This window comes from uncultured Aquabacterium sp. (genome assembly GCF_913773725.1).
Lineage (GTDB): Bacteria > Pseudomonadota > Gammaproteobacteria > Burkholderiales > Burkholderiaceae_C > Aquabacterium.
Genome location: NZ_CAJYGK010000115.1, coordinates 98,537 through 125,197 on the forward strand (window position 1 = coordinate 98,537; position 26,661 = coordinate 125,197).

A 26,661-nucleotide genomic window follows, 5' to 3' on the forward strand; every position below is an offset into this window, starting at 1 on the left:
TGGGGCTGCCCCGGCGGCCCTGTGTCGCGCCGGGCGCCTGACCCCATCACCCAGTTCATTCACTCTCTGAGGTAAGACCAACATGACGATCAAGATCGGTATCAACGGCTTCGGCCGCATCGGCCGCATGGTGTTCCGTGCTGCAGTCCAGAACTTCGCCAACGACATCGAGATCGTCGGCATCAACGACCTGCTGGAGCCCGACTACCTGGCTTACATGCTGAAGTACGACAGCGTGCACGGTCGCTTCAAGGGTGACGTGGCCGTCGACGGCAACAACCTGATCGTCAATGGCAAGAAGATCCGCCTGACCGCCGTGAAGAACCCGGCCGAGCTGGCCTGGAACGAAGTCGGCGCCGACATCGTGATCGAGTCGACCGGCCTGTTCCTGACCAAGGAAACCGCCGAAGCCCACATCAAGGCCGGTGCCAAGAAGGTCATCATGTCGGCCCCGTCGAAGGACGACACCCCGATGTTTGTCTACGGCGTGAACGACAAGACCTACGCCGGTCAGACCATCATCTCGAACGCCTCGTGCACCACCAACTGTCTGGCTCCTGTGGCCAAGGTGCTGAACGACACCTTCGGCATCAAGCGCGGCCTGATGACCACCGTGCACGCTGCCACCGCCACGCAGAAGACCGTGGACGGCCCGTCGAACAAGGACTGGCGCGGCGGCCGCGGCATCCTGGAAAACATCATCCCCTCGAGCACTGGCGCTGCCAAGGCCGTGGGCGTGGTGATCCCCGAGCTGAACAAGAAGCTGACCGGCATGGCCTTCCGCGTGCCCACCTCCGACGTGTCGGTGGTCGACCTGACCGTCGAGCTGAACACCGAAGCCTCGTACGAAGACATCTGCAAGGCCATGAAGGCCGCTTCGGAAGGCGCCATGAAGGGCGTGTTGGGCTACACGGAAGACAAGGTCGTGGCGACCGACTTCCGCGGTGAGCCGTGCACCTCGGTGTTCGACGCCGAAGCCGGCATCGCCCTGGACAAGACCTTCGTGAAGGTCGTGTCCTGGTACGACAACGAGTGGGGCTACTCGAACAAGTGCCTGGAAATGGCACGTGTGATCGCCAAGTAAACTGGCGCACAGCTTGTTTCAGAAGGCCCCGCAAGGGGCCTTTTTCATGGGGGGTACGGGCGCGTCGCTGCCCATAATCCGGCTCTGCTCTGGGAGCCCTTGTGAACTGGCATGTCGCTTATCTGAACCGTTGTCTGTCGGCCGTGGGCCATCGTCGCGCCGGGTGCGTGGGTGTCCTGCTGGGTGTTGTCGCGTCGTGTGCCGGGGCTGCCGTGCCGGCGGTGCAGACCGGGCGTGCGGCCGCTCCCGACGAGGGGGCCGCGCTCGGTCTGATCGTGAAACTCAGGGAGTCCGGGGGCGTGCCCTCGGTGGTGCGCCTCGCTGCCACGGCACGCCCTGCCGACTCGGAGCGGGTCCAACTCGGCCGCCTGCATGCGGCGGCCCATCGACGCAGCACCGGCTTTCTGGCGCACAAGGCGACGGCGTTCGGGGCGCACGTGGTCCACCCCGGTCGGGTCATGTCCCTGCGCGAAGCCGAGCAGGAGGCGGCCCGCTGGCGGGCGGATCCGGACGTCGAGTGGGTGGTGGTCAACGAGCGACTCAAGCCCATGGCGACCCCCACGGGCGGGCACCTGCCGAGCGCTGTCACCACGACCCCGATGTGGTTCGAGCAGCAGTGGTGGCTGCAGGACACGGCGGCCCTGGCCGAGCGTGAGGGCGTGCCCAACATCCGTCCTGCATGGGAGCGACTGGCCGGATCGGGCCGCCAGCTGTATCCGGTGGCGGTGGCGGTGCTGGACTCGGGCTGGCGAGACTTGCCGGGCATGTCGGGCCGCTGGATTCCGGGTTACGACTTTGTCAGTGAAGCGGCGTATGCCAAGGATGGAGATGGGCTGGACGCCGACGCCACCGACCCGGGAGATGGGCTGACAGAGGCCGAGATCGCTGCCAATCCGGGGACGTATCCGTCCCCGTTCTGCGGAGCGCACGCCAGTTCCTGGCACGGGCCGGCCATCGCCGGCATGCTCGGCGGCCAGGGCGACTCCTCCCTGGGCGTGATGGGCATGCTGCCGCAGCTGGGGCGCGGCGGTCAGGGTGGGCCGCTGATCATGCCGGTGCGCATCAGCGGCAGTTGCGGCGCTTTCGTCAGCGACGTGATCGAGGGCCTGTTGTGGTCGGCCGGCGTGCGCTACCACGGTGAGCCCTCGGTGAACCTGAGTCCCGCGCGGGTGCTCAGCCTGAGCTTTGGGGGCTCGGGCACCTGCCGCAATCCCGACAGCGAGGCCGACCGGCTGTACCAGCAGGCCGTCGCCGCATTGCGCGCCAAGGGGGCGCTGGTGGTGGCGTCGGCTGGCAATGGCGATGGCAGCACGGGCGCGGGGGGGGCTGCACGGCCGGCCAACTGTGAAGGGGTGCTGGCCGTCACCGGCCTGACGCGTCGTGGGTTGAAGGCGAGCTATGCCAACAAGATCGAATCGGGTTTGGCCACGGTGTCCGGGGAGGCGGGATCCCAGTCTGCGGGCTTGCTGATGCCGGGCTATGCCGAGGCAGGCCCGGCGGCCGTGGTCGCCCACGGGACCAGTTTTGCCTCTCCGATCGTGGCCGGAGTGGCAGCCATGATGCTGTCGCTCGATCCATCCCTGACGGTGGACGAGTTGCGCACGCTGCTGACCCGCACCGCTGCGTTCGACGGGGTTCTGCGCCCTCACATCGCGTCCACCGATCTGGTGAGTCCCCCTTTGCCGGTGCCCCCCGCGTGTCAGGCGGATGGCGTGCCTCAGGGAAACTGTTTCTGCACCACCGAGACCTGCGGTGCGGGCATTCTGGATGCCGATCTGGCCGTGGCGACCGTGCTGAGCCGACTGGACGCCCGGGGCGGTCCCCAGGCGTTTGACGAACCGAGTGTCACCGCGGCGTGGTTCACGCCGGATCGGCTGCAGCCCGGCACGCCAGGGGGGCCGTCGCGTTCGGGCGGGGGCGGCGGCGGGGCGTTGTCATGGCCGTGGCTGCTGTGCTGGGCGGCACTGCTGGCCCTGGCGCCGCGGCGTCGTCGGGTCAACGGCAAGCGCTGAAACGGCGCTCCTGCGGAAGGACGAGCGCAGTCAGGGCCTGTTGCTCGGCTGCGGTGGCGCGAGGCACCCGTGCGGTCAGTTCCTCTCCTGCAGGGCGCAAGATGACCACGCGCGCGGTACGGATGCCGCGGACGCGCAGTCGCTCCAGCGCGGCGTTGGCCTCGGCTTGTTGCGTGTAGCGGCCGAGCGAAATGCCCAGGGCGAGGTTGGCCGGGGCGCGGACGGGCTCGAAGTCCAGTCCGCGGATGCGTCGCAGCTCGTCCTGCTTGCGCGCCAGCATGTCGGCGTCGGCATAAGGGCCCATGTACACCATCCACAGCCCCGGGGTGGCGGCGATGTTCAGGGTGAGCGCGGTAGAACCGATCACGGGGCGCAACAGCGCCTCAAGCTGTGGTCGCACACCAGGCGCGAAAGGGCCCGCCTCCAGGCAGAGGGCGCCGGTTGTCTGGTCTGCTGAAGCCGCGCCTTGCTGCGCCGACGGTGCTGCGCTGTCCGTCGCGGCCGCGGCGATGGCGGCTGGCGTCGCGGCATCGGGTGCGTTCGGCGCCTTCAAGGTGGGCGGCACGACGACCTCGATCTGTTGGGCTGCGAGCTGCTGGCCCAGGCGCTGCGGTTCACGGTGCCCGTCTGGCCGCACGCCGACGACGGCATCGAGCCATCCCTGCGTCCAGGCGAAGAACGCGGCGTTCACGAGCAGCAGGATCAGCACCAGGGAGCGAAGCATCGTCGGGCAACAAGCGGGTCAGGGCACGCAGGGGCGGACGGACACTTCGCCGCTGGACCACGTGCGCAGTCCGGAGTCAGTATGCACGAGCAGGCTGCCGTGGGCGTCCACGCCGGCCGCCAGGCCGGTTTCCTGGGGCGTGTCCTGCGTGGGTTGAGTGCCCGGGCGTGTCCACAAGGCCACGCTCTGGCCCGCCAGCACATCGCGTTGGGCATAGGCCGCCTGCAGCGGCGCAAAGCCCTGCTGGGCGAAGGTGCGCACGGTGTCGAGCAGCATCGGCACGATGGCGGCCCAGGTGGCGCCCACCGCGGGGGCGTGGCTGGCTGGCAGGCCGTCGGCGACGCAGGCGGCCGGGGCGAACACCCCGGCGCGCACATTGAGCCCGATGCCCACCACCACCCACCGGTGCCCTGGCGGCAGGTGGGCGCCCTGACGGGCCTCGATCAGGATGCCGCCCAGCTTGCGCCCCCCCAGCCACAGGTCGTTGGGCCACTTGATGCCCAGGGCGGCCGGGGCGGGAGCGCCAGCCTGGGCGGCCCGGCCGGCACGCAAGGCATCAAGGCCCTGGGCGACGGCCAGCCCCACGGCGAGCGACAGCGCGCCCGCGCCGCCGGGAACCCGGTCGAACGCGAGGGGCAGGGCCAGCGAAAAGGCGAGGCTGTCACCCGGCCTCGCCACCCACTGTCGACCCTGCCGTCCCCGGCCCGCCACCTGGTGGGCTGCCGTGAGCAGCATGGGCGCGGGCGCGGGGTCGTCGGCCCGGTTCATCAGCTCGGTGTTGGTGGAGCCCACCTCGGGGCGCACCTCGATGGCGAGGTCCGGCCAGTCCGTGTGGCAGGCCAGCCAGATCTGCTCGGCCGCGTTGTTCAGGTCCGCGACGACGGCGTCCCGGTCTGCCGATGCCGATGCCGAGGCAGGCCCTTGTCCGGTGTCCATGCCGGTCAGCGGCGGCGCTTGGGCGCCAGCATCGTGCCGCGGCAGCTCGGTGCCCCGCACCAGCACGCGTATTCTTTCTTGAGCTTGGCCGTCATGCGGGCGTCGATGATCAGGCCATAGTCGAAGAACAGTTCTTCGCCGGGCTCGATGTCGCGCAGCGCATTCAGGAAGACCCGGTCGCCCACCTGCTCCGCCTCGAGGTTGGGGGCACAAGAATGGTTGATCCATTTGGCCGAGTTGCCCAGGTACTTGCCATCGATGACATGGCCGTCGTCGAGGTGGAAGTAGAACGTGTGATTGGGCTGCTCGGGATCATGGGGATGGCGGTCGAGTGCCTCTTCCCAGGTGATGATCTCGCCCTTGTATTCGAGCACCCGCTCGCCGGCCCGGATGGGCCGCACCGCGAACACCCCTTTCCCGTGGACGCCGGAATCCCGGACCTGGGTGCGGCGCCCACCTGTGGCGGGGGCGCTGCTGGGGGCCGTGCGGGCGGCAGGGTGGGGCTTGGTGGCGGCTTGCGTCATCGGCCTTTTTGGTTACATTGAATTGGTGGGCGCGCGCGTGCGTGTGTGCACGTGCACGTACGTGTGCACGTGCGCGCGAGGCCCGATTGTAAGAACGGAACCCTGCCTCCAACGCAGAGGCCGAGTGAAGATATAAACACCCCCCATGAGCAAAGCCCTGGTCATTGCAGAGAAGCCGTCGGTCGCACAGGACATCGTGCGGGCGCTGACGCCCGTGGACGGCAAGTTCGAGAAGCACGACGAGTACTTCGAATCCGAGCACTATGTCGTCAGCTCGGCCGTGGGTCACCTGGTCGAGATCAAGGCGCCGGAAGAATTCGACGTCAAGCGCGGCAAGTGGAGCTTCGCCAACCTGCCGGTCATCCCGCCGCATTTCGATCTGAACCCGATCGACAAGAGCAAGGGGCGCCTGAACGCCCTGGTCAAGCTCATCAAGCGCAAGGACGTCACCACGCTGATCAACGCCTGTGACGCGGGGCGCGAAGGGGAGCTGATCTTCCGCCTGATCGTGCAGTACGCGCAGGACAGCACGGCCACGACCAAGGCCAAGGGCCTGGGCAAGGACGTGAAGCGCCTGTGGCTGCAGAGCATGACGCCAGCCGCCATCCGCGACGGCTTCGAGGCCCTGCGCACCGACGAGCAGATGACCCCGCTGGCCAGCGCCGCCCGCTGCCGCTCCGAAGCCGACTGGCTGGTGGGCATCAACGGCACGCGGGCGATGACGGCCTTCAACTCGCGCGATGGCGGCTTCTTCCTGACCACCGTGGGCCGCGTGCAGACGCCGACGCTGTCCATCGTGGTCGAGCGCGAAGAGAAGATCCGTAAGCACGTCTACCGCGATTACTGGGAAATCAAGGGCACGTTCGACGCCGCTGCCGGCACCTACGACGGCAAGTGGTTCGACCCGGACTTCAAGAAGGACAAGACCGCTGCGGAAGGCTCGGCCGAGGCCGAGTTCAAGGCCGACCGCGTCTGGAGCGCCGCCGAAGCCCAGGCCATCGCCGATGCTGTGCGGGGCCAGACCGGCACCGTCACGGAAGAGGCCAAGCCCAGCACCCAGTCGAGCCCGCTGCTGTACGACCTGACCACGCTGCAGCGCGAGGCAAACTCGCGTTTCGGCTTCAGCGCCAAGACCACGCTGGGCCTGGCGCAGGCGCTGTATGAAAAGCACAAGGTGCTGACTTACCCGCGTACCGATTCGCGCGCGCTGCCGGAAGACTACGTGAGCGTGGTCAAACAGACCATGGCGACCCTTGCCGACGAGGACCTGCCCGGCCCGCTGCGCGAACTGTCGCAGCATGCCCGCAAGGCGGTCAACGACGGCTACATCAAGCCCAACAAGCGCGTGTTCGACAACGCCAAGGTGTCGGACCACTTCGCCATCATCCCGACGATGCAGACGCCCAAGAGCCTGACCGAGGCCGAGGCCAAGCTGTACGACATGGTGGTCAAGCGCTTCATCGCGGTGTTCTACCCGGCGGCCGAGTTCATGGTGACCACCCGCATCACGAAGATTCCGGCGGCCGGCAAGACGCACCACTTCCAGACCAACGGCAAGGTGCTGGTCAAGCCGGGCTGGCTGGCCGTGTATGGCAAGGAAGCTGCGGAAGAGGGCGACGACACCACGCTGGTGGCCGTGCAGCCGGGCGAGGCCGTGCGCAATGAAGACGTCGTGGTCAACGCCCTGAAGACCAAGCCGCCCGCCCGCTACTCGGAAGCGACGCTGCTGAGCGCCATGGAAGGCGCCGGCAAGCTGATCGACGACGAGGAACTCAAGGCTGCGATGCAGGAGAAGGGCCTCGGTACGCCGGCCACGCGCGCCGCCATCATCGAAGGGCTGCTGACCGAGAAGTACATGATCCGCGAGGGCCGCGAGCTGATCCCCACGGCCAAGGCCTTCCAGCTGATGACGCTGCTGCGCGGCCTGGGCGTGGAAGACCTGACCAAGCCTGAGCTGACCGGCAACTGGGAGCACAAGCTCTCGGAGATGGAGCGCGGGCGCCTGAGTCGCGAGGCCTTCATGGCCGAGATCGCGGCGATGACCCAGCGCGTGGTGCAGAAGGCCAAGGAGTACGACCGCGACACCATCCCGGGCGACTACGCCACGCTGAGCACGCCGTGCCCGAACTGCGGTGGCGTTGTGAAGGAGAACTATCGCCGCTTCACCTGCACCGGCAAGGGCGGCGGGGATGCCGAAGGCCACACCGGTTGCGGCTTCAGCATGACCAAGATCCCGGCCGGCCGCAGCTTCGAGCTGCACGAGGTGGAGCAGCTGCTGCGCGAGCACAAGCTGGGCCCGCTGGAAGGCTTCCGCTCGAAGGCGGGCTGGCCCTTCACTGCCGAACTCAAGCTCGTCAAGGACGCCGAGCTCAACAACTGGAAGATGGAGTTCGACTTCGGCGAAGACGCGAAGAAGGAAGAGGAGTCCGGCGAGGCCGTGGACTTCAGCAACGCCACCACGCTGGGCGCCTGCCCCAAGTGCGGCGGCAGCGTCTACGAACACGGCACCAACTACGTGTGTGAAAACACGCTGGGCGCCGCCAAGGGCAAGTGCGACTTCAAGAGCGGCAAGGTCATCCTGCAGCAACCCATCACGCCGGAGCAGTTCGGCAAGCTGCTGGAAACCGGCAAGACCGACCTGCTCGAGAACTTCGTGTCGAACAAGACGCGGCGCAAGTTCAAGGCCTTCCTGAGCTGGGACGCCAAGGCTGGCAAGGTGGGCTTCGAGTTCGAGCCGCGTGCGCCGCGTGCAGCAGCCAAGAAGGCGCCGGCCCGCAAGGCTGCCTGAGTGGCGCGCGCCACACATCGCCCGGCGCAGCGAGCGCGCGGTGCGATGTGTGGCAAGGTCACCGGCGCGTCGCTGTGCTAGCGTTGAATGATTCAACGGAGAGCACCGATGCGCATGACTTTCTACGGGGCCAACGCCACCGTCACCGGTTCCAAGACGCTGGTTGAAGTGGGCGGCCTCAGGCTGCTGGTGGACTGCGGCCTGTTCCAGGGTTTCAAGACACTGCGCGAGCGCAACTGGGCCGGTTTCCCGTTCGACCCGGCCAGCCTGGATGCCGTGCTGCTGACGCACGCCCACATCGACCACAGCGGCATGCTGCCCGCGCTGTACCGCGATGGCTTCAAGGGCCCGGTGTGGACGACGGCGGCCACGGCCGATCTGGCCGAAATCCTCATGCAGGACACGGCCCACCTGCAGGAAGAAGAAGCCCGCTACCGCAACCGGCACGCGGCGACCAAGCACACGCCCGCCAAGCCGCTCTACACCGTGCGCGATGCGCAGAAGGCCATCCAGCACCTGAGGCGCGTCGAGGCCCACGCGGTGGTCGCATTGGAAGGTGGCGTGAAGGTGCGCTTTACGCCGGCCGGACACATCCTTGGCGCGAGCAGCATCGCCATCGAGCACAAGGGCAAGTCGGTGCTGTTCTCGGGTGACCTGGGACGCGACGACGACCTGGTGATGCTGCCGCCCGCGCAGGGCCAGATGGCCGACTGGGTAGTGGTCGAATCGACCTACGGCGACCGCCTGCATGCCGACGTCGATGCCATCGAGGTACTCGGCGATGTGATCCGGCGCACCGCGGCGCGCGGCGGCACGGTCATCATCCCGGCCTTTGCCGTGGGCCGCACCCAGGGCTTGCTGTACTCGCTGTATCGTCTGCGCGAGGCCGGTGCCATTCCACGCCTGCCCATCGTGCTCGACAGTCCCATGGCCATCTCGGCCACCGAGCTGTACCGCCGCCACATGGACGAACACCGCCTGACGCCGGAAGAGTGCCAGGGCATCCAGGAGATGACGCGCTTCGTGCGCGATGTGGCCGAGTCGCAGGCGCTGATGCGGCAACGCTATCCCATGGTGATCATTGCCGGCAGCGGCATGCTGACGGGGGGTCGGGCGCTGCACCACATCTCGCACTTCGGACCGCAGGCGCGCAACGCCATCGTGCTCAGCGGCTTCCAGGCCGGCGGCACGCGGGGCGCCTCGCTGGTGGCGGGAGCGACATCGCTCAAGATCTTCGGCGAGTACGTGCCGATTCGCGCCGAGGTCACGCAGATCGAAGGGCTGTCGGCCCATGCCGACCAGCGCGGCCTGCTGAACTGGCTGAAGCACCTGGGCAAGCCGCCCAAGCACGTGTACGTGGTGCACGGCGAGCCGACCGCGGCCGACACGCTGCGCCTGCGCATCGAGGAAGAATTGGGCCTGGCCGCGAGCGTGCCCGATTACCGTGACACCGCCGAACTGGTGCGGCCCCGAGCGGCAAAAGCCCCAGCCGCCAAGGCCTGATCCGCCGGCGTCGGGACGGCAAGGGCCCGAGGGTGTAAGGTGCGCGGCGTCCGCGTCGTGGAGCCTGTCATGTCTTTCATCCGCACCCGCCATCACCGCCTGCACCCTGACAGCGGCTTCGTGCTGCCCGAGCACGAGGTCACGCCACAGGCGGTGTACGCCGACCGGCGTCGCGTGTTGCAAGGTCTGGCCATCGGGGCGGGCGCCGCATTCGGTGGGGCGGCCCTGGCGCAGGCCCCAGCGTCGGCCGTCAAGCGGCCCGGCAAGCTGACCGCGCTGGCTGCCACGCGCAGCGGCGTGCCCGGCGCGCAGGTGATGGACAAGCTCACCTCGTACGAGGACATCACCCACTACAACAACTTCTACGAATTCGGCACCGACAAGAGTGACCCGGCCGAGTACGCGCACACGCTCAAGCCCCGGCCGTGGTCGGTGCTGGTGGATGGCGAGGTCGGCAAGCCGCAACGGCTGGCACTGGAAGACCTGATGCGCGTGGCGCCGATGGAAGAGCGCATCTACCGGCTGCGCTGCGTCGAAGGGTGGTCGATGGTGATCCCGTGGATCGGGTTCTCGTTGTCGGCGCTGGCCAGCCGCGTCGAGCCCACTGGCCGAGCCAGGTACGTGTCGTTCTACACGCTGGCGGATCCGAGGCAGATGCCGGGCGTGCAGTCTCGTGTGCTCGACTGGCCTTACGTGGAAAGCCTGCGCATCGACGAGGCGATGCACCCGCTCACGCTGCTGGCGTTCGGGCTGTACGGCGAGGTGCTGCCCAACCAGAACGGCGCGCCCGTGCGCCTGGTGGTGCCCTGGAAGTACGGCTTCAAGAGCGCCAAGTCCATCGTGCGCATCCAGTTCACCGAGAAGCCGGTCACGCCGAGCTGGGTCAAGGCCAACCCGCAGGAATATGGCTTTTATTCCAACGTGAACCCCAAGGTGGACCACCCGCGCTGGAGCCAGGCCACCGAGCGCCGCATCGGCGAAGGCGGGCTGTTTGCGCCTCGCAAACCGACGTTGATGTTCAACGGCTACGAAGCGCAGGTGGCGCAGTTGTATGCTGGCATGGATCTGAAGAAGAACTACTGACACCGCGCCCATGCCTGCTTTGCCCTCCCTGTCTCCTGCGAACGCCTGGCTGGTCAAGCCCTGGCTGAAGCCCGTGTTGTGGTTGCTGTGTGCGGTGCCGGCCGGGGTGCTGCTGGCCCGTGCCTGGGCCGATGCGCTGGGGCCCGATCCGGCCGAAGCATTGATCCTCGAAACCGGTGAGTGGACGCTGCGCTGGCTGTGGCTGACGCTGGCCATCACCCCCTTGCGCGAACTGGTCGGCCTGCCGGCGCTGGTGCGTTACCGCCGCACGCTGGGGGTCACGGCGTTTGTCTATGCCGTGCTGCACTTCCTGTCCTATGCCTGGTTCGACCAGGGGCTGGTGCTCGACGACATCGTGCGCGACGTGCTCAAGCGCAATTTCATCCTGGTGGGCATGCTGGCGCTGGCGGTCATGACCCCGCTGGCGCTCACCTCGTTCAACGCGGCGGTGCGCGCCCTGGGCGGGCGGCGCTGGCAGATGCTGCACCGGCTGGCCTATGTGACGGCCTTGCTGGGCCTGCTGCACTTCTACCTCAAGAAGGATGCCAAGAACGACACGGCGGAGGTGATGGTCTACGCGGTCATCCTGGCGGTCCTGCTGGGTTGGCGGGTGATGCGCCGCGGCGGCTTTCTTGCGATGTGGCGTGTGCGCTGAGCGCCCGCGAGCCCTTGCGCGCGAACGGTGTGTGACGGCCGTGCCGTGACAATGCCGCCATGTGGTCGCTGCTGTCGCTGTTGTTGCCGTTCTTCGCCCTGGTCCTGATCGGCTGGGCGGCCGCCCGCCGTGGGCTGCTGCCGGTGGAGGGCATCGGTGCCCTGATGGTGTTCGTGCTGTACTTCGCCCTGTCGGCCCTGGTGTTTCGTTTGGGCGCGGGCGGCCGCTTGCAGGCGGGGCCGGTGTGGGGGCTGCTTGCGGTGTATGCGGTGTCCAGCGCGACCGTGACCTTGCTCGGCCTCCTGTTGGCAAAGCGGTCTGCTCTGGGACGACGCGACGCGGGGATGGTCGCCCTGGTGGCAGCGTTCCCGAACACGGGCTTTCTGGGCCTGCCCTTGCTCACCGGCCTGTTGGGGCCGCAGGCCGCAGGCCCCGTGGCGGCGACCCTGCTTGTGGACGTGATCCTCACGTGCTCGGCCTGCGTGGCATGGATCCACGCTGGGGGCGCCGGCGGGGGCGACGCGATGGCGTCGATGCGGGCCTCCCTGAGGGGCGCGCTCCGCAATCCGCTGCTGCTGGCCATGGCCGCCGGCATGGCGGTGGCTGCCCTGGGGTGGCCGGTGCCGGCTCCGGTGGACGACACCCTGCGTCTGCTCGGGCAGGCGGCCACGCCGGCAGCCTTGTTCACGCTGGGTGCCATCGTTGCGCGGGCGCAGATGCGCGCCAGCGGCGGTGCCTCGTCGGAGCGGGCGGGCCGTCCGGTGGGCATACAAGGGCCTGTCCTGTTGAAGCTGGTGGTTCACCCCCTGCTGGTGTGGGCGATGGGGCAGGTGCTGGCGGAACTGGGGCATCCCCTGCCGCCTCCCGGCCTCACGGCCGTCACATTGGCCGCCGCGTTGCCGGCTGCGGCCAATGTGTCCATGCTGGCCGAACGAGAAGGGGCAGACACGGGGCGCATTGCCCGGATCATTCTCTGGACCACGGTCGGCTCGGTGGGATCCCTGCTGATTTGGGCGGCCCTGCTGGGCGTGCACGAGAGGGCCTGACTGTCCGCATCGACCAAACGTGCGCTGTTGTTCACGCAACCGACCGTTTATGATGTTGTTACAGCTTGTTTCGCCCTCTCCCTCTGCGCCCCACATGCTGCTGCCCTTCCCGCCTCGTGCCGAGGCCCGACTCGTCGAGTGCGCGCCGCCCATTGTTCGCGATGAGCGGCGTCTTGCTGTGCTGCGTGCACTGGCGCTGCTGGACACCGGGGCCGACCCCACGTTCGACGCCATGACCCGGCTCGCCGTGACGGTCACCGGCTGCCCGATTGGGGCGCTGGGCCTCGTCGATGCCGAGCGCACCTGGTTCATGGCCGCGGTGGGCCTGCCCCAGGGAGGGGCATCGGACAATGCGTTTTCCTTCTGCGCGCGCGCCATTGCCGCGCCCGGGCTGTTCGAGGTCCCGGATGCGCAGTCTGATCCTGTCTTCGCGGCCAATCCGCTCGTGACCGGGCCGCCCCATGTGCGCTTCTACGCGGGGGTGCCGCTGGTGTGCGACGGGCAGGCCGTGGGGACGCTGTGCGTGGTAGACCATCGGCCTTATCGCTTGCGCGCAGACCAGCGTGCGGCGCTGAACGACCTGGCTCAGGTGGCCACGCAGTCCTTGCAGACGCGGCTCGAACTCGCCCGGGTGCTGCCGGGATGAGTGCGGGCCGTGTCCCCGTGGTGGTGGTGAGCCTGGATGCGGACGAGGTGTTGTCGAGCTTCGGGTCGGCGCCGGCGGCCGGTCTCAAGGTGATCGGGCTGGTCAGCCGGGTCGAGCAGGTCCTGCCTCTGCTGAGCGAGAGTCGCCCGGCCCTGGTGCTGGTCGAACAACCCTTGCTGGTGGATGCCGGCTCGGCTGCCGTGGTGCAGGCGATCCGGGATGGCTGGCACACGCCAGTGGTGATGCTGGTGGACGGCACGGCGGCGTCCCGCCTGGGGACAGGGCTCGGTCCCTATGCGGTGTCGCCCGTGCTGGTCGGTGAAACAGGGGCGGGCGGCGCAGATCTCGCCGTCATGGCCATTCAGATCGATCGCTATGGCTTTGTCCGAGACACCTTGCCCGCCGATGCCGGATCGGCCCTGCCTGGCGTCATCCTGGCGCGGCTCCGCCAGAGTCTGCCGCCTGGCGTCGGCATGGTGGCCTCGCACGATGGCGCAGGCGGGTGGGTGCTGGCCTGGCGGACCGATGGCGAGGGCGTTCTTCAGGCACAGGAGCTACTGGATGCGCTGCAATGCCCCCTGAGCGTGACACGCCACCACAGCGTCCGGCTGGCGGGCTGCGCCGGACTTGCCCTCGGGGCCGCCGAGTCTGCGCGCATCGACGGGCTGCTCAATCCGGCGCTGGGGGCCCTGGCCTGCGCGCATGGGCGAGGACAGCTCGCGGTGCACATGCCGGCGATGGCGCGCCGACATGCTGTGCAACGGGCCGCTGCAGAGGTGCTTGCGCAGGAGTTGGCGCAGCCGAGGTCACTGGGCCTGGCTTACCAGCCGGTGATGTCGCTGGACGGTGGTGCGGTGATCGCGCTCGACGCCCAACTGCATTGGCCTGAGCAAGGCCCCGCTCCGATGCGTGGCCCCGTGTGGGCCAACGTGGCAGAAGAGGCCGGCCTGCGCGATGCGCTGGACCTCTGGACGCTCCGCACCGCGTGTGGGTTCGCGGCAGATCTGCACCGCACGGGGAACGGCGTGCCTGTGGCTGTGTCCATCCGCAATTCCCAGCTCACGTCGGCCGCCTTCGTGGACCTGGTGGCTCAGGTTCTGAGCGAGACCGGGCTGCCCGCAGACCACCTCATCCTCGTGTTTCATGAGTCGGCGATGCTGGTGATGCAGGATCATCGGGAGGTGGTCAGCGGTCTGCATGCCCGCGGTGTGCGGATCGCGCTGGACGACATGGGCGCTGCCCTTTCCTCCATCCCCATGCTGTCCTTGCCGTGCATTCACGGCGTCCGCATCGATGCGACGCTGGCCCAGGCGCTGGAGCACGACCTCGCCTGCGCCCGCATTGTCCAGGCCATGGTCTCGCTGGCGCACAACCTCGGGCTGATGGTCGTGGCGAAAGGGGTGACCTCGCCCGGTCAAGTCCAAGGGCTGCAACAGGTGGGTTGCCTGGTCGGCCAGGGCGAATGGCTGGCACCACCGCTGCCGCCAGCTCGTGTTCCGGCCTGGATGCAACAGGCTGCCGGTGGTGCCGTTCGACGCGATCGCTTGCACTGAGCACGCGGCGTGCCCCGCACTCAGCGCTGCAGCACCCCTTTGAGCGCCACCCCGGTGTGCGAGCGGCTGGCCACGACCTGATCCGGCGTGCCGAGTGCCGCTACCTTGCCGCCACCCGAGCCGCCTTCCGGGCCCATGTCGATGATCCAGTCGGCCTCGGCGATGACATCGAGATCGTGCTCGATCACCACCACGCTGTGGCCGCCGTCGACCAGGCGGTGCAGCACCTTGATGAGCCGCTCCACGTCGGCCATGTGCAGGCCCACGGTCGGTTCATCCAGCACGTACAGCGTGTGCGGGGCCTTCTGGCCGCGGCGGGTGATGTCATCGCGCACCTTGCTGAGCTCGGTCACCAGCTTGATGCGCTGTGCCTCGCCACCCGACAGCGTGGGCGAGGGCTGGCCCAGCGTGAGGTAGCCCAGGCCCACGTCCTGCAGCAGCTTCAGCGGGTGCGCGATCGACGGCATCGAGGCGAAGAACGCGACTGCCTCGTCCACCTCCATCTTCAGCACGTCGCCGATGTGCTTGCCGCGCCAGGTGGCCGCCAGCGTCTCGGGGTTGAAGCGCATGCCGTTGCAGGTGTCGCAGTGCACCTTCACGTCGGGCAGGAAGGCCATTTCGATGGTGCGGATGCCCTGGCCTTCGCAATCGGGGCAGCGGCCTTCGCCGGTGTTGAAGCTGAAGCGGCCCGGGCCCCAGCCGCGCGCGCGCGCTTCCAGCGTGTCGGCAAACAGCTTGCGGATCGTGTCCCAGAAGCCGATGTAGGTGGCCGGGCATGAACGTGGGGTCTTGCCGATCGGCGTCTGGTCGACTTCGAGCACGCGGTCGACGAGGCCCCAGCCGTCGATGCCTTCGCACCCATGCCACGTGGGCCGCGTGGTGGCACGGGCCTTCGGCGGGATCGCAACAGCGGCCTGCACGTTGGCCAGCAGCACGTCGCGCGCAAAGGTCGATTTGCCCGAGCCCGACACACCGGTGACGGCCACCAACCGGTGGAGTGGCACCTCCACCGTGACCTGGTCGAGGTTGTGCAGCCGGGCCTTCTTCACCGTCAGCAGCGGGGTGTCGGCCGCGATGGCACGGCGCGCCAGGGGCTGGCCTTCTTCATCGCGACGCAGCGGGTGCACCATCGGCGCCCGCAGGCAGCGGCCCGTGACCGAATCGGCCGAGGCCATGATGTCGGCCACCGTGCCCTGTGCCACCACCGTGCCGCCGCGCACGCCGGCGCCCGGGCCGATGTCGATGACGTGCTCGGCGCGGCGGATGGTGTCCTCGTCGTGTTCGACGACGACCAGGGTGTTGCCTTCCTTGCCCAGCGTGTGCAGGGCATCGAGCAGCAGCTGGTTGTCGCGCGGGTGCAGGCCGATGGTCGGCTCGTCCAGCACGTAGCACACGCCCTGCAGGTTGCTGCCCAGTTGCGCCGCCAGGCGGATGCGTTGGGCCTCGCCGCCCGAGAGCGTGGGCGCGGCGCGGTCCAGGCTGAGGTAGCCCAGGCCCACCTGCTCCATGAAGGCCAGGCGCGACTTGATCTCGCTGACGATGTCGCGCGCGATCGTGGCCTCGCGGCCATCGAGCTTGAGCTTCTCGGCCCACTTGCGCGCGTCCTTCACGGCCAGCGCCGACACATCGGCAATCGAGTCGCCGCGCAGTTGCACCGCGCGCGCCACCGCGTTCAGGCGCGCACCGTGGCAGGTGCCGCATTCGACGTCTTCCACGTCCTCGACCTCGGGCTCGGCAAAGGTCTGTTCGCGGCCGCGGTTGTCGTCCTGTTGCGAGTCGTCGAGCGCCAGGCGCTGCTCACGCGTCAGCGCCAGCCCGGTGCCCACGCAATCGGGGCACCAGCCATGCTTGCTGTTGTAGCTGAACAGGCGCGGGTCGAGCTCGGGGAAGCTGGTGCCGCAGCTCGGGCAGGCGCGCTGCGTGGAGAACACCTTCACACGGCCCATGTGCAGCGTCGATTTGCCCGTGGCCAGCGCATCGGCCAGGCCATCGAGCCCGGTGATCAGGTGCACCACGCCCTTGCCATGTTCCAGCGCGCTGGCCAGCAACTCGCGCAGGCGGCCTTCGTTCTCGGGCGTGACGACGACGTCGCCCACCGGCAGTTCGATGGTGTGCTCGCGGTAGCGGTCGATCTTCGGGCCCTTGGCCGTGCCCCAGCCCGCGACGGGCAGGAACTCGCCATCGACCCGCAGGTGCGTGAAGCCCTTGCCGGCGGCCCACTTGGCCAGCTCGGTGTAGATGCCCTTGCGGTTCACAACCAGCGGCGCCATCAGGCCGATGTGCTGGCCGCGGTGATCCCGGACCCATTGGGCGGCGATGGCCTCGGGGGTCTGCGGCAGCACCGGGATGGGATGGCCGTTGGCGTCGACACAGCAGGGGCAGTGCTGCACGCCGAGCTTGACGTACAGCAGGCGCAGGAAGTGGTGCACCTCGGTGGTGGTGCCCACGGTGGACTTGCGCCCGCCGCGCGACAGGCGCTGCTCGATGGCCACGGTGGGCGGGATGCCGTAGACCGCATCGACCTCGGGGCGGCCAGCCGGTTGCACCAGCGAGCGCGCGTAGGCGTTGAGCGATTCCAGGTAGCGGCGCTGGCCTTCGTTGAAGAGGATGTCGAAGGCCAGCGTCGACTTGCCCGAGCCCGACACGCCGGTGACCACGTTGAACTTGCCACGCGGGATGTGCACGCTCAGGCCCTTGAGGTTGTGCTCATGGGCGTTGACGACCTCGATTGCATCGTGGCCCGGGGCCTTGGCGGCCGCCGCACGGCGTTGCTCGCGGCGGGCCTTGATGAGCGCTTGCAGCGAGACGCCGTCGTCGTTGGCGGCCAGGGCGTAGGTGGGTGTGGCTTCGGCGGCGAGCAGGGCGGTGCTGTCGTTGGCCGCGGGCACCATGACGCGGTTGGGCGCGGCTGGGGTCGCTGCGGTCTCGCCGGCCGGTGCCGGCTTGCCGCGCCCCTTCGCCTTGGTGGGGGCGGTGGGTTTTGAAGGCTCATCGGATGAGCCTGTCTCGTCTTTCAAGCCCAGTGCCTGCTCGTACTCACGCAGCGCCACGGCGGTGTGGGTGCGGCCCAGCTTCAGCGTTTCCGGCGCGCCGGTGGCCACGATCTGCCCGCCGGCATCGCCGCCTTCGGGGCCCAGCTCGATCAGCCAGTCGCAGGCCCGGATCACGTCCAGGTTGTGCTCGATCAGGATGATGCTGTTGCCGGCGTCCAGCAGCTTGCCGAAGGCGCGCATCAGCTTGGCGATGTCGTCGAAGTGCAGGCCGGTGGTCGGCTCGTCGAACAGGAAGAGGGTGCCCTTGCGCGCGGTGCGCTGGCCGCTCTTGCTCATCTGCGCGGCGGCTTCCACCAGGTGGCCGGCCAGCTTCAGGCGCTGTGCCTCACCGCCCGACAGCGTCGGCACCGGCTGCCCCAGCTTCACGTAGTCCAGGCCCACATCGGCCAGCGGCTGCAGCGCACGCACCACGTCCACATCCTGCGCGAACAGGCGCACGGCCTCGGCCACGGTCAGCTCCAGCACGTCCGAGATGCTGAGCTTCTTGTTCAGCCGCTCGATCTGCACCTCGCGCACCTCGGCGCGGAAGCGCGTGCCGTCGCAATCCGGGCAGCGAAGGTACACGTCGCTCAGGAACTGCATTTCGACGTGCTCGAAGCCCGAGCCGCCGCAGGTGGGACAGCGGCCGTTGCCCGCGTTGAAGCTGAAGGTGCCCGCGGTGTACTTGCGTTCGCGCGACAGCGGCGTGGTGGCGAACAGCGTGCGCACGGCATCGAAGGCGCCCACGTAGCTGGCCGGGTTCGAGCGTGCCGTCTTGCCAATCGGCGACTGGTCGACAAAGCTCACGCCGCTGAGCCAGTCGGCGCCCAGCAGGTCGTCGTGCTCGCCCGGGCTTTCGGTGGCCTGGCCGAAGTGGCGCAGCAGGGCCGGGTGCAGGATGTCCTGGATCAGCGAGGACTTGCCCGAACCGCTCACCCCAGTGACGCCCACCAGCCGCTGCAGCGGGAAGTCGACGTTCAGGTTCTTCAGGTTGTGCTCGCGGGCGCCCTGCAGGATCAGCTTCGGCGTGTTCTCTTCCACCGGGCGGCGTTTGCCGATGCCGATGGTGCGGCGGGCACCCAGGTAAGCACCGGTCAGCGTTTCGGCGCGCTTGAGCTCATCCGGTGAGCCATCGAACACGATCCGCCCACCCTGGTGGCCCGGGCCGGGGCCCATGTCGATGACGCGGTCGGCGGCCAGCATCACGGCGGGGTCGTGCTCGACCACGACCAGCGTGTTGCCCGCGTCCACCAGGCGCTGCATGGCCAGGTTGATGCGGTCCATGTCGCGCGGGTGCAGGCCGATCGAGGGCTCGTCGAGCACGAACAGCGTGTTGACCAGCGAGGTGCCCAGCGCCGTGGTCAGGTTGATGCGCTGCACCTCGCCACCCGAGAGCGTGCGGCTTTGCCGATCCAGCGTCAGGTAACCCAGGCCCACATCGACCAGGTACTTCAGGCGCGTGCGGATTTCGTCCAGCAGCAGGGCCAGGGCCTCGTTGTCGCCCCGGTTGGCCAGCGTCACGAAGCTGAAGAAGCGCTGCAGCTGGTCGATCGGCAGCAGCATCAGGTCGTGGAGGCTCAGGCCGGGCAAGGCCTCGAAAGCATCACGCGGCAGCGGCAGGCCCTTGGGGCTGAAGCGCTTGCCTGGCAGCAGCACCGCGTCGGCATCGGCCTTGGAACCCAGACGCCACAACAGCGATTCCAGTTGCAGGCGGGCGCCGTCGCAGGTGGGGCAGGGCGTGTAGCTGCGGTACTTCGATAAGAGCACGCGGATGTGCATCTTGTAGGCCTTGCTTTCCAGGTACTCGAAGAAGCGGCGGATGCCATACCACTGCTTGTTCCAGTTGCCCTTCCAGTCAGGGTCGCCCTCCAGCACCCAGTGCTTGTGTTCGGCGCTCATCTGCGACCACGCGGTGTCGCGCGGCACGCCGGCATCGCCCGCGTACTTGATCAGGTCGTCCTGGCATTCGGCCCAGGCGGGCGTCTGCAGTGGCTTGATGGCGCCGCCCCGCAGCGTCTTCTTCGCATCCGGGATGACGAGGCCCCAGTCCACGCCGATGACGCGGCCGAAGCCTCGGCAGGTGGGGCAGGCGCCCGCGGCCGAGTTGAACGAGAACATGCCCGGCTGCGGCGTGCTGTAGCGGCGGTGGCTGTCCGGGCAGTGCAGGCCGGCCGAGAAGCGCCACAGTTCGGGCTCGTCGTCGGTCAGCGCGTAGACGGTGATGTGGCCGCTGCCGCGCTTGAAGGCCACTTCCAGCGCCTCCATCACGCGGGGACGGTCCAGGTCGGCCCCGCTCGGGTCGGCGCCGATGCGGAAGCGGTCGACCACCACGTCGAGCACCAGGCGCTCGTCGGCACCCGGTGCCTCGGCGTCGCTTTTGGCGGTCTTCTTCGCCGCCGCTTTCTTGGCCGCCGGCTTCTTCTTCGGCGTATCGGCGTCATCCAGTGCGGCCGTGGCACGCGCCTGGCCCGCCGCCAAGGCTGCGGACGGCAGGCTGCTGGCCTTCACCACCCGCTGCGCCTGCACCCGCGAGAAACCGCTGGCCGACAGCCATTCCTCCATCTGCTCGGTGCTGGTGTTGGCCGGCAGTTCGGCCGCGAAGGTCACGACCACGCGCCGGCCGCCCTCGGTGGCGCTGCAACGGCGCAGCAGTTCGTCGAACACCGATTGCGGCGTGTCTTCGCGCACCAGCTGGCCTGTGTCCTGGTCGAACAACTGCGCCCCCCGGGCGAACAGCAACTTCAGGTGGTCGTTCAGCTCCGTCATCGTGCCCACGGTCGAACGGGAGGTCCGCACCGGGTTGGTCTGGTCGATCGCGATGGCCGGCGGCACCCCTTCCACGCGGTCCACGGCGGGGCGGTCCATGCGGTCGAGGAACTGCCGCGCGTAGGCGCTGAACGTTTCCACGTACCGGCGCTGCCCTTCGGCATAGAGCGTGTCGAACACCAGCGACGACTTGCCGGAACCGCTGGGCCCGGTCACGACCGTCAGCTCACCCGTGTGGATGTCGAGGTCGAGGTTCTTGAGGTTGTGCTGACGGGCACCGCGGATGCGGATATCGGACATGGTGGTATGGGCCTGTTCGCTGGGGCGCCAACATTCTAGGGACCGGCGCGCGTCCCTGGCGGGCAGCGGGGCATCGTGCCTGCTGTCGGTGTTGTCGCTCTTTGTTCCCCCTGTTTGCGGGGGCATCAGGTGCGAATTGTCAAGCTTGGGGTAGCGCCGCCTGAAGGGTTGTCCTCACAATGAGCCGCAAACGCGCAAAGCGCTCACAACCACAACCCCTTCAGGAGGATTTCATGCGATTGATTCCCGCAGCCCTGGCCCTTGCGGCCGTCTTGACCTCGGCCTCGGCCCAGGCGACAGGCTGGACCCACACGAAGTCGTGCTGGCCTGACTGCACCACGACCCTCACCTTCTCGTCGATCCTGGACCTGTCGCCGAAGTACGTCTTCAAGGACACCGACGCGGGCGGTGATGCCACCGTCACCCCCACTGGCGGTTCGCTCAAGATCGTGGGCGGTCAACTGGGCGTCTACTCCGGCTGGTTCGACTCACCCCACATCGACAAGGGACAGGCCGTCACCGTGACGTTTGCCGAAGCCGTGGTGCTCAAGGCCTTCGACATGGACAACCTCCTCGGCGGCAAGTTCTCGCTGTCGGTCGACGGCGCAGCCGCCAAGACCTACTCGCTGTCCAGCTATTCGATCTCGCCGGAGCTGACCGGCAAGAGCTTCACCTTCGGTCATGCCGGCTCCGATTACTCCATCGACTGGCTCAAGTTCGTCTGCGCCGTGCCCGAGCCGGGCACCTATGGCCTGATGCTGATGGGGCTGGGGGGCCTGGCCTTCGTGCGCCGCCGTCGCGGCTGATCGACTTCCTCGCTGTCTCTCGGGCGCCCTGTCGGGCGCCTTTCTTTTTGCCATTCAATAAAACGCAGCAAAGCCGTCCGGAAGGCTCAAGTTCAGACGTAACAGGCCGTAAACGGAGGTCGTAGCGTCCGAGGGGCGCTGCAGGGCGTCAGTTGGAAGAGCGAGGCGCGACGGGTCAAGCGGAACCGCCCCAAGTGTTTCGCTCCCTGGTGGTTCACCGGGGTGCTGGAGTAGAGAAGAATGACGGCCTGGATCGCCAACCTCCCTTTGCGGCACAAATTCGTGCTGCTGTGTCTGCTGGCGCTGTTGATGGCCGCAGCACCGTCGGCTCTGGTGGTGCGGTCGGCGGTATCCGACCTGACGGCGATCGAGCGTGAGCAAGAGGGCATGCAACCTTCGCGCGACCTTCTGGCCCTGATCAAGCTGATGCAGGAACACCGCGGCCTGTCGAATGCCTTCTTGAGTGGTGACGTCAGCAAGAAGGCCGACCTGGCAGCGCGACGCAGCAAGCTGGACGTGGCGGTGGGTCAGGCGCAGGCCAGCGTGGATGCGCTGCAAGAGAAGGCCGTCAGCGACAGTGTGACTGCCCTCGCCCGAGACTGGCAGGTGCTGGCCGAAGAGGTGGCCAGCGGCGTGCTGACACCGGCGGACAGCGTGCGGCGGCACACCGCCCTCGTGAACCGGGGGCTGCTGCTGCTCGAAGACGTGGCGGCGGTGAGCGGCCTGAGCCTCGACCCCGATGCCGAGCGCTACTTCCTGATTCAGACGGTTTTCCGGGATCTGCCCAGGCTGACCGAGCAACTCGGACTGGCTCGCGCGCGAGGTACGGCGATGCTGGTGCGTCAGAGCAGCACGCCGGACGAGCGCCAGACGCTGCAGTCGCTCAAGAGCGTGGCCCTGACCCACGCGCAAGACGCCCAGCGCAACCTTGCCCGGGCCGCCGTGGCCCGCAATGGCGAGCCCGTGCCGACCTTCACGCAGGCGGTCGAGCAGGCCCAGGCGGCCGTGACGCGGGGGGCGGCTTTGATCGACAGCCTGTCGAAGAGCGAGACCCTGCCGGATCTTGCCAGTGGCGACTACTTCCAGGCCACCACCGAGGTGATCACGGCCCAGTTCAAGCTCAGCGAGATGGCACTGAGCCGGCTGGACGAACTGTTTGCGCGCAACATCCGTCTGGACCGCCAGATTGTCGGCTTGATCGCGATGATCGCGCTGTCTGCCTTCGCGCTGGGACTGTGGGCGGCCGTGCTGATCACGCGCACCACCACCCGCACGGTGGAGGAGGCCATGGCTGCGGCCCGCGCGCTGACCGCGGGCGACCTGACCCGCACGCTGCACAGCCAGAGCCGCGATGAAATCGGGCAGATGGTCAATGCCATCGGGCAGGCCATCGAGCACCTGAAGCAGACGATTCTCGGTATCAAGGCAGCGAGCGACTCGGTGGCCACGGCGTCCAGCCAGATCGCGCAAGGCAACCTGGATCTGAGCGCCCGCACGGAAAGTCAGGCGTCGTCCCTGCAGCAGACCGCTTCGTCCATGGAAGAGATGTCGGCCACCGTGAAGCACAACGCCAGCACGGCGCTGCAGGCCAACGAACTGGCCACGGCGGCATCGCGTGAGGCCACGCAAGGCGGCGAGGTCTTCGGTCAGGTGGTCAGCAAGATGGCGGAGATCAAGCAGACCAGTGCCCGCATTGCCGAGATCAATGCGGTGATCGACGGGATCGCGTTCCAGACCAACATCCTGGCGCTGAACGCGGCCGTGGAGGCGGCCCGTGCCGGTGAGCAGGGACGTGGCTTTGCGGTCGTGGCAGGTGAGGTGCGGACGCTGGCGCAGCGCAGCGCCCAGGCTGCACGCGAGATCAAGAGCTTGATCAGCAGCAGCGTCGACAGCGTCGAACAGGGTTACGAGTTGGCCAGCCACAGCAGCGAATCGATCGAGCGGCTGATCGATCAGGTGCAGAAGGTGAGCCAGCTGATGACCGAGATCGCCTCGGCCAGCGAGCAGCAGAGCCAGGGGATTGCGCAGGTGAACCAGGCGGTGTCGCTGCTGGATCAGGCCACGCAACAGAATGCGGCACTGGTGGAAGAGTCCAGTGCCGCAGCGGCGAGCCTGAGTGACCAGGCCTTGCGTCTGCAGCAGGCCGTGGGCCGCTTCACGCTGGCCTGACCTGCCGGGTGCGGCTTCAGCGCACCAGCAGCACCGGCGTCTTGCAGCGTGCCAGCACCTGGTTGGTCACCGAGCCCATGACCAGGTTCATCAGGTTGCCGTGGCCGTGCGAGCCCATGATGATGAGGTCGTGCTTGCCCTTTTCCGCCGTCTTGGCGATGACATCGGGCGCGTGGCCGGTCTTGGTGACGTAGTTGGTGGCCAGGTTGTGCTTGGCCGTGAACTTGCGGATGGGCTTGAAGACCGCCTCGGCGGTGTCGTCGTAGTACGACTTCAACTGGTCGGCGGGAAACATGGCTGCGGCATGCGGCGGGATGGCCGGCACCACAGTCAGCACGGTGAACTCGTGCTGGCCCGTGAGCCATTCGCCGTTGGTCGTGAGCCAGGCCAGCATGCGCTTGGTGTAGGCGCTGCCGTCAACCGGAAGCAGGATCTTCATGGATGAAACCTCGTCTGTTGGTCCAGGAATCAGTGTGGGCAAGCGAAGCCGCCCCGGCGTTGACCCCTGTCAAGAGGCCGGCCGCCATGCGCGAGTCTAGACGCTGATGCAGCACAGACCGTCAAACGCGTCGCTCTCGCCCTTGTGGCTGTGGCCCCGTGCGTTGCTCACCACACGGGTGACGCCGCCGGCATGGGGCACCAGGTAGTCATGCCGGCAATGCAGGTGGCCGTGGATCCACAGTTGCGCGCCAGCCAGCAGGTCGTCGTCGGCATTGCAGAAGCTGGCGGTGCCGGGCTGGCGGCCATAGCGCGGGTCGGCGCTGCGCAGACTGGGCCCGAAGTGGGTGACGACGACGGTGACGTCCCAGGGCTTGTCTGCCGTGGGCAAGCGGTCCAGCTCGGCTGCCAGCCAGGCACGGCACCGCAAGGCTTCTTCACGGACAGCGACCGGGTCGAACGGGTTGCCGCCCCGGGTGGAACGCATCACGTTGACGAAGTAGGACGCGGCCCGCATGGCGCGTGGGCGTTCCTTCTCACCGAACAGGTCGAAATCGCACCACCGCGTGGTCCCTAGAAACCGGATGCGGCGTCCATCCCGGGCGGCGAGCACGAGGGCATCGCGCTCGAGCATGTGCAGGCCGAGCGCGTCGCAGCGGGCACGCAGGCCGGCAAGGGCCTCGTCCACATCACGCCGGTCGAACTCGTGGTTGCCGGGCACGAACAGCACCGGCACCGGCCAGTCGGCAAAGTGCTGCAGGCCGGCCCAGGTGCTGTCGACATCGCCCGCCAGCACGAGCAGGTCCGCCCCCGGCGCGGGCCGGGGCGTGAACACCTCGGTCTCGAGGTGCAGGTCGGACAGCAGCTGGATCTTCACAAGCGATCGGGCCGGGCGCGGGCGCCCGGTTCAGCGGGCCTGTGCGGCGCTCAGTTGGCGCCGTGGCACTGCTTGTACTTGCGGCCGCTGCCACAGGGGCAGGGGTCGTTGCGGCCGACCTTGGGCTGGTCGCGCACCACGGTTTCCACCTTGGTGCGCTCGGCCACGCCGATCTGGGCCAGGTCGACCACGTCGAACACCAGCGCCTCGATGGCCTCGTCCAGGTTGCGCAGCGGGTGCTCTTCGTCCAGCGCCTTGGTCATGGCACGCTGGGTCTCGTCCTGCTCCGGCAGATGGCGCCAGATGGAGTCGAGCAGGTCGGGCACGCCGGGCAGGGCGGCTTCTTCGAGCTGAGGGAAGTTGGCCAGGGCCCATTCGAAGCCGGCCGCCCAGTAGCCCAGGCCTTCCATGGCGTCCTTGCCTTCCAGCACCTTGCCGTCTTCGTCCTCGATCATCGGCACGATCGGGTCGAACCAGCCTTCTTCCAGGATGCCGCGCAGGATCTCGTCCTTGCGGCGGGTGATGAGCGTGACCAGGCGGTTGTGCTGCGCCTCGCTCCAGCCTTCGATGCCGGGCTCGGGCATGCCTTCGGTCCCGAAGATCGGGGCCAGCCATTGCTCGGGCTCGAGCTGTACCGGTTGCACGATGACACCCGCCAGGTAGCCGTCCAGGATCACGGCATCGACGGTTTCGTACGGGGCCGGCACGGCAGCCAGCAGCTCGTCGATTTCGTTGATCTCGGCGTCGGTCAGCGGAGGCGGGTTCTTCATCTTGATTCTGTCCGGTACATGTCCAAACCCGCATTGTGCCGGACATGCCTGCCCTGTGTCCCGGCGGTCATGCCGTGCACCGGGTCAAGGCATCGCGTGCCCTGTCACAGGGCACGTGCACCGGCTCAGAACTCGACGTCCAGTTCGTCGATGTCGATGGGCTCGCTGCGAGCGGCCTTGAACCACTCCTTCATCTCGGGCTGGGACAGCATCAGGTCGCGGTAGGCGGCGCAGGTGGCGTCGAGCTTGACGTCGTAGGTGGCAAAACGGGTGCAGACCGGCGCGTACATGGCATCGGCGACCGAGCGCTGGGCGCCAAACAGGAAAGGACCCCCGTAGGTGTCGAGGCACTCGCGCCAGATGGTGCAGATGCGATCGATGTCGGCCTGCGCACGCGACCAGACCTTGAAGTCGGGGAAGTGGCCGCGCAGGTTCATCGGCAGCGACGAGCGCAGCGCAGAGAAGCCGGAGTGCATTTCACCGCTGATGGCGCGGCAGTGGGCGCGGGCCTTGGGATCGGCCGGCAGCAGGTGCGCCTCGGGGCAGACCTCGTTCAGGTACTCGGCAATGGCCAGGGTGTCCCACACACGGATGCCGTTGTGCACAAGGCTGGGCACCAGGATGGAGGAGGACAGCAGCAGGATCTCGGCCCGGGTGGAGGGGTCATCGGGCGGCAGAACATGTTCGGTGAAGGGCAGGCCGGCAAAGCGCGCCAGCAGCCAGCCCCGCAGTGACCACGATGAGTAGTTCTTGCTCGTGATGGTCAGCGTGGTGCTGGTGTCGATGCGGCGCGGGCCAGGAGGGGGGGCGGCACGGCTGGTCGTCTTGCGAGCGGCTTTCTCTTTCTTCACGGGCGCGGTGTCGGTGCTGGCCATGGTGTCTCCGTGTGGCGGCCCGGCCTGCGGTGGCAGGCCGGGCGGGTGGCGTGTTTGCAAGCCATGTGCCAAGC

General features: G+C 68.0%; 19 protein-coding genes. 11 read left to right on the top strand and 8 right to left on the bottom strand.

What is annotated here, in order from left to right; genetic code table 11:
- The first annotated feature begins 82 nt into the window (after positions 1-82).
- Positions 83-1,084: a type I glyceraldehyde-3-phosphate dehydrogenase gene (gap, locus tag QZ709_RS13985; RefSeq protein WP_294637955.1), complete on the top strand. Its 1,002-nt coding sequence runs from the start codon at positions 83-85 to the stop codon at positions 1,082-1,084.
- Between the two features lie 101 nt (positions 1,085-1,185).
- Positions 1,186-3,096, top strand: a complete 1,911-nt coding sequence (locus tag QZ709_RS13990) for a S8 family serine peptidase (protein ID WP_294637956.1) — start codon at positions 1,186-1,188, stop codon at positions 3,094-3,096.
- On the opposite strand, the gene QZ709_RS13995 is transcribed toward QZ709_RS13990, so the two are convergent.
- From QZ709_RS13995 to QZ709_RS14005, 3 genes are read right to left on the bottom strand one after another with little or no spacing between them, the layout of a single operon-like run.
- The gene (locus QZ709_RS13995; RefSeq protein ID WP_294637958.1) at positions 3,080-3,820 is read right to left on the bottom strand and encodes a hypothetical protein; all 741 of its coding nucleotides are present in this window, start codon (positions 3,818-3,820) and stop codon (positions 3,080-3,082) included. The two genes, QZ709_RS13990 and QZ709_RS13995, sit on opposite strands and share 17 nt — an antisense overlap.
- 18 nt (positions 3,821-3,838) lie before the next feature.
- Entirely contained in the window at positions 3,839-4,756 is a 918-nt protein-coding gene (locus tag QZ709_RS14000; RefSeq protein ID WP_294637959.1) for a biotin--[acetyl-CoA-carboxylase] ligase, read from the bottom strand.
- A 5-nt stretch (positions 4,757-4,761) separates the two neighbouring features.
- Positions 4,762-5,280, bottom strand: a complete 519-nt coding sequence (locus QZ709_RS14005; RefSeq protein ID WP_294637961.1) for an SET domain-containing protein — start codon at positions 5,278-5,280, stop codon at positions 4,762-4,764.
- 145 nt (positions 5,281-5,425) lie between these two features.
- Here QZ709_RS14005 and QZ709_RS14010 point away from each other — a divergent pair, with 145 nt between their 5' ends.
- The 7 genes from QZ709_RS14010 (at position 5,426) to QZ709_RS14040 (ending at position 14,554) form a co-directional block, all read left to right on the top strand.
- Positions 5,426-8,068, top strand: a complete 2,643-nt coding sequence (locus QZ709_RS14010) for a DNA topoisomerase III (RefSeq protein ID WP_294637962.1) — start codon at positions 5,426-5,428, stop codon at positions 8,066-8,068.
- Between the two features lie 108 nt (positions 8,069-8,176).
- Complete coding sequence (locus tag QZ709_RS14015; RefSeq protein WP_294637964.1) at positions 8,177-9,571, top strand: MBL fold metallo-hydrolase; 1,395 nt, start codon at positions 8,177-8,179, stop codon at positions 9,569-9,571.
- Positions 9,572-9,640: 69 nt separating this feature from the next.
- Entirely contained in the window at positions 9,641-10,654 is a 1,014-nt protein-coding gene (gene msrP, locus QZ709_RS14020) for a protein-methionine-sulfoxide reductase catalytic subunit MsrP (protein ID WP_294637966.1), read from the top strand.
- Positions 10,655-10,664: 10 nt separating this feature from the next.
- A complete protein-coding gene (locus QZ709_RS14025) occupies positions 10,665-11,309 on the top strand; it encodes a sulfite oxidase heme-binding subunit YedZ (protein WP_294637968.1) in 645 nt (214 codons plus the stop codon).
- A gap of 59 nt (positions 11,310-11,368) precedes the next feature.
- Complete coding sequence (locus tag QZ709_RS14030; RefSeq protein ID WP_294637970.1) at positions 11,369-12,355, top strand: AEC family transporter; 987 nt, start codon at positions 11,369-11,371, stop codon at positions 12,353-12,355.
- A gap of 94 nt (positions 12,356-12,449) precedes the next feature.
- Positions 12,450-13,001: a GAF domain-containing protein gene (locus tag QZ709_RS14035; protein ID WP_294637972.1), complete on the top strand. Its 552-nt coding sequence runs from the start codon at positions 12,450-12,452 to the stop codon at positions 12,999-13,001.
- Positions 12,998-14,554 carry an EAL domain-containing protein gene (locus tag QZ709_RS14040; protein WP_294637973.1) on the top strand — a complete coding sequence of 519 codons (1,557 nt, stop codon included), beginning with the start codon at positions 12,998-13,000 and terminating at the stop codon, positions 14,552-14,554. The genes QZ709_RS14035 and QZ709_RS14040 overlap by 4 nt, the downstream gene beginning before the upstream one ends.
- A 20-nt stretch (positions 14,555-14,574) precedes the next feature.
- On the opposite strand, the gene QZ709_RS14045 is transcribed toward QZ709_RS14040, so the two are convergent.
- Positions 14,575-20,652 (bottom strand): excinuclease ABC subunit UvrA, encoded by a 6,078-nt coding sequence (locus QZ709_RS14045; RefSeq protein ID WP_294637974.1) that lies wholly within the window; start codon positions 20,650-20,652, stop codon positions 14,575-14,577.
- 233 nt (positions 20,653-20,885) lie between these two features.
- Between QZ709_RS14045 and QZ709_RS14050 the strand changes: the two genes are divergently transcribed.
- Positions 20,886-21,458, top strand: a complete 573-nt coding sequence (locus QZ709_RS14050) for a PEP-CTERM sorting domain-containing protein (RefSeq protein ID WP_294637975.1) — start codon at positions 20,886-20,888, stop codon at positions 21,456-21,458.
- A gap of 240 nt (positions 21,459-21,698) precedes the next feature.
- The gene (locus QZ709_RS14055) at positions 21,699-23,627 is read left to right on the top strand and encodes a methyl-accepting chemotaxis protein (RefSeq protein ID WP_294637977.1); all 1,929 of its coding nucleotides are present in this window, start codon (positions 21,699-21,701) and stop codon (positions 23,625-23,627) included.
- A gap of 16 nt (positions 23,628-23,643) precedes the next feature.
- On the opposite strand, the gene QZ709_RS14060 is transcribed toward QZ709_RS14055, so the two are convergent.
- The 4 genes from QZ709_RS14060 to QZ709_RS14075 all read right to left on the bottom strand — a co-directional run bounded on the left by QZ709_RS14060 (position 23,644) and on the right by QZ709_RS14075 (position 26,587).
- Complete coding sequence (locus QZ709_RS14060) at positions 23,644-24,066, bottom strand: universal stress protein (RefSeq protein ID WP_294637979.1); 423 nt, start codon at positions 24,064-24,066, stop codon at positions 23,644-23,646.
- Between the two features lie 96 nt (positions 24,067-24,162).
- The gene (locus QZ709_RS14065) at positions 24,163-24,942 is read right to left on the bottom strand and encodes a metallophosphoesterase (protein WP_294637980.1); all 780 of its coding nucleotides are present in this window, start codon (positions 24,940-24,942) and stop codon (positions 24,163-24,165) included.
- Between the two features lie 50 nt (positions 24,943-24,992).
- On the bottom strand, positions 24,993-25,712 hold the full coding sequence (locus QZ709_RS14070) for a UPF0149 family protein (protein ID WP_294637981.1): 720 nt from the start codon (positions 25,710-25,712) through the stop codon (positions 24,993-24,995).
- A 125-nt stretch (positions 25,713-25,837) separates the two neighbouring features.
- A complete protein-coding gene (locus QZ709_RS14075; protein WP_294637982.1) occupies positions 25,838-26,587 on the bottom strand; it encodes a glutathione S-transferase family protein in 750 nt (249 codons plus the stop codon).
- Positions 26,588-26,661: the final 74 nt, after the last annotated feature.